The organism is Hymenobacter coccineus (genome assembly GCF_001816125.1).
Lineage (GTDB): Bacteria > Bacteroidota > Bacteroidia > Cytophagales > Hymenobacteraceae > Hymenobacter > Hymenobacter coccineus.
This window is the reverse complement of record NZ_MDZA01000056.1, coordinates 1-11,970: the sequence shown is the minus strand read 5'-3', so window position 1 is coordinate 11,970 and position 11,970 is coordinate 1. Positions and strand designations below refer to the sequence as shown.

Sequence of the window (11,970 nt, the reverse complement as noted above, 5' to 3'; positions counted from 1 at the left end):
CGTGGGGCTCGGGGCCCTGCACGGCCGGGCTGCGGCACGCTGGGCCTGCGCCGCACCCGCATCGCGGCCGTCTGGCGGTGGGCGATGGGCCGCCCGGCTCGCTCCACACCAACCCGGTCAGCTTCTATGCCGATACGGCGGCCGCCGGCTGCTGTACCGCCAGCCCGCCGCCTACTGGCCGGGCCGTGCCGCACTGGCGCCTGCGCGGCATGGCCGTCGGCCGGGCCCACGTGGTGGGCAGCGCGGTAGTGCCGGGGCCCCTGGACCTGAGCCAGAAAAACGTGTTCCCGCTGCGTGACCAGCAGCGGGTGCTGCGCGCCGTGCTCTTCCCCGAAACGCTGCCCGCCCGCCGCCGCCTGGCTTTGGCCCCGGCCGACTACGCCCTGCTGCGCACGGCGATGGCGCAGGCCCCCGCCGCCAGCCCGCACCCGCGCTACGACGCCGCCCACTACCCGGCCACCTACGCCAAGTTTTTGCTGGGCGGGGGCGGGCAGGCCGCGCTGCCGCCGGGCGTGCGGGTGTTCAACAAAATCGGCCAGGCCTACGGCTTCCTCATTGATAACGCCTACGTGGCGACTCGGCGCGGGGCGTTGAGTTCCTGCTCAGCGCCGTGGTGTACGTGAACGTCAACGGCATTCTCAACGACGACCACTACGAATACGACGCCATTGGCTTCCCGTTTCTGCGCGAGCTGGGCCGGCGCGTGTACGAGGCCGAGTGCCGGCGCAAGCGGCCGTAGCGGCCGGGGCCCCGGTTGGCAGCGCGGCATCATCCAATTCAATTCGGCCCGCCGGTGGGGCCACTGGTCCTCGGGCCAGCGGCCCGGTAGCCAGGAGCGGGCGCGTAGCCAGCAGGCACTTGGCTGAAAAAAAGTGTTTCCCGGGCCGTGCGCCGGCCGGAATTATCCGTATAGCCCGGTACGTTTTTTTACATACAGTTCTTCTTTTCAGCCAACTTCTTATGAAACTCTCCCAGATTTCCCTGGCCGCTGTGCTGGGCGGCGCGCTACTCAGCGGCTGCGACAGCAAAGGCACGAGCGAAACCACCACGACTAGCACCGATGCGGCGGCCACGTCGTCCACGCCCGTCTCCCCGGCCGATACCACCGCCACCGCGGAAGCCGCCGCCACCGGCGAGCCCAGCAGCGCGCTGCCCGCTGGCAGCACCACCGCCGGCAGCACCAGCCCCAAGGGCACGGGCCCCGGCACCGGCGCCGCCGCCCCCGGCAGCTCACCCACCAACTAGGGCCCCGGCGCAGTTTTAGCAGCGAAGCGAGCAGGCGGCCATGGATGGGCGCCTGCTCGCTTCGTCGTTTTTAGAGCCAGTGCTTGAGGTACTGGTACACCTCGGGGTGGGTGAGGAGGCCGGTGTGGTGCTGCTGCTGAAACTCGACGGTGCGCACGCTGGTGCCGGGCGGCAGGGCGGCTTCGTTGCCAAAAATAGCGGCCCCCTGGGCGCTGCTGCGGCTCACCAGGCCGTCGCCGAAGTACTGGCGCAGGGCGGCGGGCCGGTTGGTTTTCAGCCACGAGCCCATCAGGATGTGGTAGGCCACGCCGGGCAGCAGCGGCACCGCGGTGCGGGGCGCGGCCCGGTCGGCGGCGTGGGCACCCTGCCAGTCCTCATCCACCAGAATGGAGCGGCGCAGGTCCTTGATGCCGTTGCTGCGCTGGTTGAGGGCGTTGCTCAGGAACCGGGTCGGAAACAGGTCGATGCGCTGGAGCAGGTGGGCCGCGAAGTGGCTGTTCTGCTCCAGCCACGAGCCGTCGTTGGGCGTACCCAGCAGAAATACCGCCCGCAAGTGCGGCAGCCACGGGGCAGGGGTAGGAATTAAAAATTCAGAATTAAAAATTAAAAATGAGTCGTGGGCAGGGGCTGGCTCTTTTGCTGCTTCGCCGTTTGTTTCAGGGGCAGCTTTTGATTCTGATTCGCTCCCGTAATACCCCGCCGAGCGGATGATGAGGCCGCCCATGCTGTGGCCCACCAGCACCAGCTCGCCGAGGGCATCGGGGTAGGTGGTGGCCAACTCGGTGAGGAGGCGGCTGAGGGCGCGCCCGTTTTCGGAGAGGTGCAGGCCGGAGTTGAAGCGCACGTAGAGGGCGCGCACGCCGGCCTCGGCGGCCAGGCGGGGGCCGTAGCGGCGGTAGCCGGGCGCGTCGTCGAAGCCGGTTTGCCAAATTTGCTCGTCGCCCATCAGGCCGTGCACAAACACCACCGTTTTTTGGCGGGGCCCCTGCAAGCCCAGCGCGGCCACGGGCACGTCGTGGCCACCCACGCGGAAGCTCAGGCACAGGGCGCGCGGGTCGGCGCGGGCGGCTAGCTGGTCGCCCAGGGCCCCGTTGAGCACCGGGAGGAAGAAATGCTGGTGCGCACGCGCCGAGCCCACCAGGTAGGCGGCGCCCCGCGCTGGGGCAGTGGCCACGCGGCCCGCGGCCGCCAGGGCGCGGCGCAGGCGGGAGGGCTGGCCTTCGGGGGGAAGTTTGGGCATGGCAACAGGTGGGACGGGGCCGGGAAATTACGGCTGAAACCGGCCCCGCCGGGCAGCCGTCCGCTCAAAAACTACGTACTTTGGGGGTAAATACTCTTTACCGTTCCGCTCATGAACCGCACCCTCCGCCTCGTCCTGGTTTTGCTGGGCACCGCCCCGGCCCTCACCGCCTGCGACTACCGTTACAGCCCCGGCCACAACCCGCAATTAACCTCTAACTTCAGCTGGACGCCCACTTGGCACACTTCCGACGTCTCGCGCGACAGCATCAGCGACCGCCAGCGCGTGGAGCCCGCCGGCGGCGAAGGCTCGGCCGCGGACATCAAGAAGGGCGGCGTCAAGGCCCAGCTCAACTCGGCCCCGGCCGGCAGCAGCGTCGGCTCGCCCGAGTCGGCCAACGGCAAGCTGGCCCCCGTAACCGACCAATCGACGAGCAACAGCAAAACGCCGGTTGATAAAAACCAGGCCCCTAAATAAGGTTGCTGGCCGCTGGCTGTTAATTAGCTGCGTTTTTAAACAAGAAAAGCCCGCTACACATCCGGCAGCGGGCTTTTTAATGGCTGGGCCCGGCGCCCAGGCCTCAGCGCGACGGAAACACGGGGCGGGCGGCCACGTAGGAGGAGAACCGTACAGCTCACCGTTTTCCTTTCCGCCTTATGCTTTCCAACCACGCTTCGCGGGCCAGTACGCCCGATTTCATGCCCGTGGTGCCCGGCTTGTGGGTACTGCGCGACGTGTTCGTGAACCTCTACTACGCGGCGGTGGCCCCCGCGCAGCCGCCGGGCCCCTGGGTACTGATCGACGCCGGCTTGCCCGGCTCGGCCGGCAAAGTCCAGCAGCACGCCGAAGCGGTGTTCGGCCCCACGCCACCGGTGGCCATCCTGCTCACCCACGGCCACTTCGACCACGTGAGCGCCCTGCCCGGCTTGCTCGAAGCCTGGCCCGACGTGCCCGTGTACGCCCACCCGCTGGAGCTGCCCTACCTCACCGGCCGCTCCAGCTACCCGCCGCCCGACCCCACCGTGGGCGGCGGCGCCATGGCCTACCTCTCGTTTCTGTACCCCAAAAAACCGCTCGACTTGGGGCCCCGGGTGCAGGCGCTGCCCGCCGACCACACCGTGCCCGGCCTGCCCGGCTGGCGCTGGCTGCACACGCCGGGCCACACCTTCGGGCACGTGTCTTTTTTCCAGGAAGACGACCGGGTGCTGGTGGCGGGCGACGCCTTCACGACCGTCGTGGGCGAGTCGGGCCTGGCCACCTTCACCCAAAAGCAACGGGTGCACGGCCCGCCGGCCTACTTCACGCCCGACTGGGACGCGGCCCGCGACTCGGTGGAGCGCTTGGCGGGCCTGGCCCCCGAGGTGGCTGCCACCGGCCACGGCATTGCCATGCACGGCCCCGCCTTGCGCGAGCAGCTGCTGCAACTGGCCCGGCAATTCGACAAATTGGCCCGGCCCAAAATCGGCCGCTACGCTCACACCCCAGCCACCGCCGATGCCACCGGCGTGCGCTCGGTGCCCCCGCCCGTCCTCAGCCCCTGGGTAAAGGGCCTGCTCGTGGCGGGGGCCCTGGCGGGCGTCGCGGCCTGGGTCGTGCGCAGCCCAAAGAAGAAAAGCCCGGCCGCCTGGTCGCCCAGGGTCCAGAACCCTAACCGCTACGCGGAGCGCACCTGGCGCCAGCGCATGGAAAACTAGGGCCCCCACGCACGCAAAAGCGCCCGCTCCACACGCTGGGGCGGGCACTTTTGCGCGTTTAAAAAGGGAAACCGGAAGGCTATTCGGCCACTGGGGGCTTGCCGGGCCGGGCGTAGCCGAAGCGCACGGGCGGCTCCACCGCGTGGTAGCCGTCGAGGCCCGAGATGGCGGCCGTGCCCATGGCCACCAGGTCCAGGGTGCCGTTGTCGCGCAGGCCGGCGGCGGGCAGGTACACGTGCTCGACGGTGCCCACCATCAGCACGGTGCCGTTGCTGATGGCGTGCTCCTCTAGAAAGCGCAGGCCAATGCTAACGGCGCTTTCGGCCACGTAGGGGGCCGGAAAGCCGTCGTGGTACTCGGCCGTGAAGCCGCAGGCCCCAAACTCCGAAATGCCGGGCGGGAAATCGGCCGAGGTGTAGTGGGCCCCGGCCACCTTGTCGGTGGGCACGTGGTTAAGGGTGTAGACGCCGGTGTCCTTGATGTTCTGGTAGGTGTGGCGCGGCACGGTGGCGGGGCGCGTGACCATGCCCAGCAGGGGCGGGTTGGAGCCCAGGTGAATCACGGAGCTGAAAATGGCCAGGTTGGGAAAGCCGTCGGGGGAAGCCGTGCCCACCAGGTTGGCCGATTTAAAACCCGGTAGACCGTTGACGAAGTTGAGGCGGAAAACTTTCTCGAAGCCGTGGATATCGGCGGCGGTGATGTGGCGCATTTTTTTAATTAACAGTGAGCAATTATCGGCTAGCAGCAGCTCGCTGCGCCGGTTCCGGGTTCAGCGGTACTTACCAACCCGGTCGAGGCCCAGGCGGTTGTGCTGCACGTGCAGTAGCAGGGCAAAAATGTACAAACCATACAGCAGCTGGGTGCCCACCGTGGCCCACTGCTCCAGCAGGCTACTGCCGAAAACCAGGCTCATCAGCACCAGCATGGCCGCCACCAGCGACGGCCGCGTGAATAGGCCGATGAGCAGCAGCAGTCCGATGGCGCCCTCCACGAGCGGCAGCGCCAGCGCGTAGGGCCCCACCAGCGCCGCCGGCAGCACCGTGCCCGCAAACTGCTTCACCACCCCCGCCTGAAACGCCGCCAGTTTAGGGCCCCGCACCAGCAAGTGCGATAAAAAGGCCACGCCCAGCAGCCAGCGGCTCGTTACAAAGGCCCATTGGGCGTTGGTTAGGTTCATGGTAATAGGGATGGATTAGTTAGTCGTTTCTGAGTCCTTGCATGGGAGCCTCACCCCCGCTCTCAAAGAGAGGGTGGCGTTCAACGATTTAAAACTGGTTTAAAGCTGCCGACTGGCACCCCTCTCTTTTGGAGAGGGGCCGGGGGTGAGGTTCTCGCACACGGACCTCGAAACCACTTTAGCGTTCCAGCTTGAAGCCGGGCTCGCGGGCGGGGGGCGCGGTGCGGTTGGCCACGGCCCAGCCGGTGAGGTACATCCACTGCGTCATGCGCGTAAGCTTGGCGTAGTCGATGCGCTGGGGCTCGTCGCGCGGGGTGTGGTAATCGACGTGCAGCAGCGAGGTGTACATGATGGCCGGGATGCCCAGGCGGGCGTAGGGCAGGTGGTCGGAGCGGAAGTACCAGCCCTCGGGGTGGGTGGGCTTGTCCCACTCGGTGTCGAGCTTGAACTTAGGGCCCCCGGGGCCCTGGTTGGCGGCCAGGGCGGTTTTCACCAGGTCCGACGAGTTCATGTGGGGCGGCGTGCTGCCCAGCAGGGCGGCGCTGTCGGGGGCGTTGCGGCCCATCATCTCGGCGTTCAGCACGGCCACGATGCTCTTTTCGGGCACGGTGGGGTGGGCCGAAAAGTAGGTCGAGCCGATGAGGCCGCGCTCCTCCGAGCCCTGGTACACGAACAGGGCCGAGCGCCGGCCCGGCTGCTGCTTGAAGGCCCGCATGATGGCCAGCAGCGCCGCGCAGCCGGTGGCATTGTCATCGGCCCCGTTGTAGATGGAGTCGCCGGCGATGGGGGCCCGCACGCCGTCGTGGTCCTGGTGGGTGCTGAAGAGGACGTACTCCTTTTTCAGCTGCGCGTCGGTGCCGGGCATCTTGGCCACGAGGTTCACAGACGGGTACTGGAAGCTCTCCACCTTCAGCTCGGTGCTGAACTGCTGGCCGGCCTGCTGCACCCAGCTGGCGGCGCTGGCGGGCAGCCAGATTACGGGCGGCGTGCTTACCACCTTGGTGCTGGCCACACCGGGCAGGCTGTAGCGCCCGCGCTCAAAAACGTGGCTCCAATGATCGTAAACGGCTTGCGCGGGCGCGTCCGACACGAACACCACGGCCACGGCGCCGGCCTTCACCAGCTCGCCGGCCTGCCCGCTGAACTTACCAAACACGTAGCGCCGGTAGCTGATGCCATCGGTGGGGGCCCCGGCAATCTGCACTGCCACGGCCTTGCCCTTGATGTCCACCTTGGCCAGCTCCGCCGCCGAGCCCGTGCCCACGAACACCAGCGGCGCCGTGATGCTGGCGTTGGTGGGGGCCACCACCACGCCGTCCTCGTTCAACTTAACGTCGTGGATGCCAATGCGCAGCGTGCTGTTCTTGCCCAGGCGCGTGCGTTGCATATTGAACCACTGGAAGTAGGTGCCGTCGTCGCCGGCCGGCAGCATCCCGGTGGCCCGAATCTGGTCCACGAGCCACACGCTGGCCTTTAGCTCGTCGAGGGTGCCGCCCTCGCGGCCCCGGTAGTGGTCGCCGGCCAGGGCGTACAAGTCGCGCTTGATGTCGGCCTCGTGGATGGCGCTTTCGGCGTTGGCCGCTTTGGCGGCGGGTTTCTTTTGGGCGGTGGCGGCCAGCGGCGCGGCCAGGCAAAGCGCGGCGGCTAGCCCTTGTCGCAAGTAGTGGGTAATGTGAGTCATCAAAGAAAGGAAAATAAAAAACGAAGATTCGGGGCCCCTATACAAGGCCTGCGAAGCTACGCCAAGCCGCACCAACCGGCAATCAGGGCCCCGGCAGGCGGATTACGTACCGCCCGTTCAACAAACCACCCCACGAGGCAATACCCAAGCCAGCGGGCTGTTCTGCCGGGCGTGCCGGCGCGGTTCAGCCCTGGTACTGGCAATAAAAAAAACACCCCCAGGCCAGTGGGCCCGAGGGTGTTACGAAATGCGGCCAGCGCGGAAGCAGCTTTGAAACGCAAACAGAAGCCGCGCCGGCCTACTTCTGGGCTTTCCTAATTATGGGAGCGGCACTGGCTATTACCGGGGACACCAGCTGGCCGTTGCGCACCAGCACGCGGCCGTCTACCTCCACGGTCGCGTTGGCGATGGGAAAGCTGGTGCCGCCTGCGGCTTGGTTCGCCCCGCCCAGCAATTTGTTGTTGCCCATGCCCACGTACACCATGCCGGCGGCCGTCCCCGGGTTGTAGCCTTTCTGCTCCTGGGGCTTCATGTCGGGGTTCAGGCCGATGGAAAAGTAGCCAACCTGCGCCACGCTGGGGTCAGCCGCCGCGAGCCACTTCTGCACATCTTCGGACCCGGCGTCGGCGCGGGGGTTGGTCAGCTGCCCGTTTTTCAGGTCGCCCTTGAACCCGCGCACGGGCTTGCCGTTCCAGGTGGTGGGCGAGGCCGCCAGGCGGCCCGTGGCGGAGGTTTCCTGGCAGGTGCCGTACACCAGCCCGCCGGGCAAGCGGGCGGTGCGGTTGTAGATGAGCTTCTCCTGCTGGTCGGCGGCCGACACCACGCCGTCGTCGACGAACACCGGGCGGGCGGCGAGCTGAAAAGTCAGGTCGGTGCCCGCGGGCGACGTGATGTGCACCTTCTTGCCCGTGGCCAGCAGCTGCTTTAGCTGCTCCCCCTGCGCCGCCACGGCCGCGTAGTCGGTGCCGATGCCCGCCCACACCATCTGCTCGTAGCTGGGGTAGTCCAACTGCTGGTTCGCCGCCAGGCTTTTGCTGGGGTAGCTCACAAACACGCCCCGCAACTTAGTAGCGTCCAGCTTTTTGCTGAGCCCGCCCTCGGCGGCCACCTTGTTAAATTTGGCCTCGCGGGCCGGGGTCATGCCGGCCAGCACGGCCTTGCTGTCTTCCAGCTGGGGCAGCGTAATCAGCACGTCCGACTGCAACAGCCAGTTGTCGTTCTTGGAGGCCTGAATGGCCGACTCCGGCATTTCGATGTCGATGGCCCGCGCCACCTTATCGGTATTCACCATCATTTCCGGCTGGCCGCCCGCGCGGGCCACTTCCACGGCAATGGCTTCCATTAGGGGCATGGTAAACTGCCCGCCGGTAATCATCACCAGTTCGCCGGGCTTCACCGCGGCCGAGGTGTTGACGATTTGCTTGGCCATCTGCTCATAGTTCTGCCCGAGCACGGGGCCTGCCATCAAAAGCAGGCCCGCAAGCCAACCCGTTGTTGCGTAAGGATCTTTCATTCTGGCTGGGATTGGGAAATGGATGAGTGAAAAAATCTGGGGCCCCGCGGCTAGCTTAGTTGCCCCCATTTTGCTGGTTGTGAACGGCCGACCGACCGAGCAGCAAATCAAAAAGTATTCAATTATACGAATATTATTTATAAACTTTTATATTAATGAATATAAAAGTTTATAAATATGGCGGCCGCCTCCTCAGCTCCATCAATACCAGGGGTATTTCTAGCAAGTAGTTAGCAATAAAATAATTGCAATGGTGAGGGCCAGGCCCGGGCAGCCTGTCCGCTGGCTACTACGCAGCTGGGCCCCTCCGCTGGCTGGCTACCCAGGCCGGCGGCCCAGCCGAACGCAGGAAGCCGTGGCCGCCGGCCGGAACAGCTTTCCTCAGCTGGCAGTGGGCCCCACGTACACCTCCTCGCGCAGGCGCCTGGCCACTAGGGCAAACAGCGTGACGTTCACGGCCATTAGCGCCACCGAAAACCAGTAGAAGTTGGCCCCGTGCAGGCCGGCCAGCCAGCCGCCCCGCGCAATGCTGCCGTTCAGCAGGCTCAGGCCGAAGTTGGCCACCGCGATGGTGAGCACCCACAGGGCCGTGGTGAGGCTTTTGAGGGCCCGGGGCGCGTGGGTGTAGGCGTACTCCAAGCCCGTGATGGCCACCGTGATAACGCCGGCCACCAGCACGCAGTAGGCCAGCACCTGCCACCACGCCGAGGGGTGGCCGCCGGCGTCCACGCTGCGTTGCACCCCGCCTACGATGGCCACGCCCAGCGCCGCCACCACCATGCCCGCGCCCATGCGCCGCAGCGGCGTCACGCGTAGGCCGCGCCGGGCCAGGGCCGGGTACACGCCGTAGGTGAGCAGCGGGTTCAGGCCGATGCCGAACACGATGCCCGCCAATTGCAGCTGCTCGGCCAGTGGCGTGAAGCCCGGCCACAGCTCGCGGTTGAGGTGGGTGGCTTGCAGCACCCACTCCGAGGAGCTTTGCTCGTTGAGCATCCACAGCACGGGCACGAAGGCGAACACCGCCCCGATGCGGCGCAGGGCGGCGCGGCCCTCGCCGGGCCCCAGCGTTTGGCGCAGGCCCGCCCGCAGGCCGGTGGGCGGCACCCGCACGTAGCGCCGCCGCCCCGCCCAGAAGGTGAACGCCGCCGTGGCCATTAGCAGCCCCGGTACCCCGAAAGCTACCGCCGGCCCGAAGTGCTTGTAGAGCAGCGGCGTGAGCACCGTGGCCCCCGCCGCGCCCACGTCGATGGCCATTTGAAACCAGCCGTAGGCCTTGGGCAGCAGCGCGGCGTTGGCCGGCGTGAACTGGTCGCCGAGGTTGGCCGTCACGCTCGACTTGATGCCGCCCATGCCGACCGCCACCACCAGCAGCCCCAACCGGAAGCCGGGCAAGTCGTGGCTGAACGCGGCCAGCAGCGCATGCCCGCCGCAGTACAAAATGGACAGGTACAGGATGACGCGGTACTTGCCCAGCACCCAGTCGGCCAGCAGGGCCCCCACCACCGGCAGCGCGTAGCCCAGGGCCGAAAACGAGTGCACCAGCTCGTTGGCCCGCGCCTCGGCCCCGGCCGTCAGGGCCCCGCTGTGGGTGGGGTTGAAGAACTGCGCCACCAGAAACGTGGGCAGGATGGTGAGCATGCCGTAGTAGCTGAACCGCTCGGCCACCTCGCTGCCGATGATGAACGGAAGGGCGCGCGGGAAAGCGGGCGCGGCGGGCGGCGGGACGGCGGTGGGCATAAGGCGGGCGGAGCAAAAGCAGGCGGCGGGCCGGCCGGGGGCCCCAAGCCCGGCGGGCCAAGTTACAGGCGAAAGACGCGTTGGCCCGCTTTCCTGAAAGGGGAAAGAAACTCGGCAAAAAATTACTTGAACGCCATGCAAAGTACCGCGCAGCATCCATCCGGTGGCAGTAAGCCATGATTAATTAGCAGTAAAAGGATGCTTTGGCGGCGCGGACGCCCGATGCGCATGACCGTTTGTGCTGGCTTAGGTTTCAATAGCTGAATGGGTGAACTTTTGGCGACGCAAAACAGTAGCTTAAGTGATTGGTAACCTGCCTTTATTCCCACTAGCCCCCCGTCCTATATGAGCACCGCTTTCTACAAATCAGCCGCGCTGGGCGCGGGCCGTTACCTGTTAGCTGCCGGCCTGAGCCTGAGCCTGGCGGGCCCCGCCTGGGCGCAGCTGCCCGCAGCGGTTTCCGTGCCGCTCGCGGTGCCCGCGGCCCTGGCCAGCGCCCCGTTCGACGTGCCGCGGACGCTGCAAGTGCCGGCGGGCTTCGCCATTGCCGTGTACGCGCGGGTGCCAGGGGCCCGGTTCCTGGCCCTCACGCCCGACGGCAACCTGTTGGTGTCGCAGCCCGGGGCGGGCAAGGTGGCGCTGGTGCGGCCCGGCAGCGCGGGCGGTCCGCCGGTGGTCACCGACTTTGTGACTGGCCTGCGCAACCCGCACGACCTCGTGTTCCACACCATTGGCACCACCACGTACCTGTACTTAAGCGAAAGCAACCAGATTAACCGCTACGTGTACCAAGCTGGCGACCTCACCGGCCAGAACCGCCAGGTCATCATCGCCGGCCTGCCCGACGCCAGCACGCCCGAGCTGAAGGGCAACTACGGGCACCAACTCAAAAACCTGGCCCTCGACGGCAACCACAAGCTCTACGTGAGCATCGCTTCGACCTGCAACGCCTGTGCCTCCGACACCCAGAGCGACCCGGTGCGCGGGGCTATCTATCAGTACGACGCTGACGGCAGCAACCGCCGGCTCTTCGCCCGGGGCCTGCGCAACGCTGAGGGGCTGGCCTTCGTGCCCGGCACCAACACGCTGTGGGTGGCCGTGAACAACCGCGACAATACGCCCTACCCCCTCGACGACGGCACCGGCAAATACGGCCAAGTGCTGCCGGACTACGTGGACAACCACCCGCCCGACGAGTTCACGCAGGTGAACGACGGGGCCAACTACGGCTGGCCCTTCTACAACCCTAACCCCGATGCTGGCCTGGACAACATGCCTTTCGACCGCGACTACGACTGGAACCGCGACGGCCACGTAGACCTCGCCGCCATGACGCGCATCAGCAAGGGCATCCCGGCGCACTCGGCGGCGCTGGGGCTCACGTTTTTGCAGGGCACGGCCTTCCCGGCGGCCTACCGCAACGCGGCCGTCATCGCCCTGCACGGCTCCTGGAACCGCACCGCGCCCGCCGGCTACACGGTGGCGTACTTTCCCTGGAACGCAACTACCCAAACGCCCGGCCCGCAGACCGACCTGGTGGCCGGCTTCACCGGCCCCACCCTCGGCAGCGTCTGGGGCCGCCCCGTGGACACGGCCGTGGACCCGCAGGGCAAGTTGTTCATCTCCGACGACCAGAGCGGCACCATCTACCAGCTCGCCGGGCCCGCCACGGCGCTGGCTACG

The 11,970-nt window shown here is 67.0% G+C and carries 11 protein-coding genes and 1 pseudogene; 6 read left to right on the top strand and 6 right to left on the bottom strand.

Annotated elements, in window-relative coordinates; genetic code table 11:
* The 3 genes and pseudogenes from BEN49_RS04705 to BEN49_RS04700 form a co-directional block, all read left to right on the top strand.
* Nucleotides 1-623 (top strand): annotated as a pseudogene (locus tag BEN49_RS04705) (hypothetical protein); the annotation flags it as partial.
* A complete protein-coding gene (locus tag BEN49_RS30055; RefSeq protein WP_262490176.1) occupies nt 611-739 on the top strand; it encodes a hypothetical protein in 129 nt (42 codons plus the stop codon). The pseudogene BEN49_RS04705 and the gene BEN49_RS30055, both read left to right, overlap by 13 nt.
* Nucleotides 740-960: 221 nt before the next feature.
* Complete coding sequence (locus tag BEN49_RS04700) at nt 961-1,245, top strand: hypothetical protein (protein ID WP_070741465.1); 285 nt, start codon at nt 961-963, stop codon at nt 1,243-1,245.
* A gap of 70 nt (nt 1,246-1,315) precedes the next feature.
* Here the strand turns inward: BEN49_RS04700 and BEN49_RS04695 are convergent, their stop codons facing one another.
* Nucleotides 1,316-2,485, bottom strand: coding sequence for an esterase/lipase family protein (locus BEN49_RS04695; RefSeq protein ID WP_070741462.1), 1,170 nt, complete (start codon nt 2,483-2,485; stop codon nt 1,316-1,318).
* A gap of 111 nt (nt 2,486-2,596) precedes the next feature.
* Between BEN49_RS04695 and BEN49_RS04690 the strand changes: the two genes are divergently transcribed.
* Entirely contained in the window at nt 2,597-2,962 is a 366-nt protein-coding gene (locus BEN49_RS04690) for a hypothetical protein (protein ID WP_070741459.1), read from the top strand.
* A gap of 179 nt (nt 2,963-3,141) precedes the next feature.
* On the top strand, nt 3,142-4,179 hold the full coding sequence (locus BEN49_RS04685) for an MBL fold metallo-hydrolase (protein ID WP_070741456.1): 1,038 nt from the start codon (nt 3,142-3,144) through the stop codon (nt 4,177-4,179).
* 79 nt (nt 4,180-4,258) lie between these two features.
* Here BEN49_RS04685 and BEN49_RS04680 read toward each other — a convergent pair whose 3' ends face one another.
* The 5 genes from BEN49_RS04680 to BEN49_RS04660 all read right to left on the bottom strand — a co-directional run bounded on the left by BEN49_RS04680 (nt 4,259) and on the right by BEN49_RS04660 (nt 10,287).
* On the bottom strand, nt 4,259-4,888 hold the full coding sequence (locus BEN49_RS04680) for a flavin reductase family protein (RefSeq protein ID WP_070741454.1): 630 nt from the start codon (nt 4,886-4,888) through the stop codon (nt 4,259-4,261).
* Between the two features lie 60 nt (nt 4,889-4,948).
* Nucleotides 4,949-5,356, bottom strand: coding sequence for a hypothetical protein (locus tag BEN49_RS04675; protein ID WP_070741451.1), 408 nt, complete (start codon nt 5,354-5,356; stop codon nt 4,949-4,951).
* A 178-nt stretch (nt 5,357-5,534) separates the two neighbouring features.
* Nucleotides 5,535-7,037 carry a M28 family peptidase gene (locus BEN49_RS04670; RefSeq protein ID WP_070741448.1) on the bottom strand — a complete coding sequence of 501 codons (1,503 nt, stop codon included), beginning with the start codon at nt 7,035-7,037 and terminating at the stop codon, nt 5,535-5,537.
* A 298-nt stretch (nt 7,038-7,335) separates the two neighbouring features.
* Entirely contained in the window at nt 7,336-8,502 is a 1,167-nt protein-coding gene (locus BEN49_RS04665) for an aminopeptidase (RefSeq protein ID WP_070741445.1), read from the bottom strand.
* Between the two features lie 429 nt (nt 8,503-8,931).
* Complete coding sequence (locus BEN49_RS04660) at nt 8,932-10,287, bottom strand: POT-type proton-dependent oligopeptide transporter (RefSeq protein WP_070741442.1); 1,356 nt, start codon at nt 10,285-10,287, stop codon at nt 8,932-8,934.
* A gap of 345 nt (nt 10,288-10,632) precedes the next feature.
* Here BEN49_RS04660 and BEN49_RS04655 point away from each other — a divergent pair.
* The coding region (locus tag BEN49_RS04655) for a PQQ-dependent sugar dehydrogenase (protein WP_070741439.1) at nt 10,633-11,970 on the top strand (1,338 nt) is incomplete at its 3' end.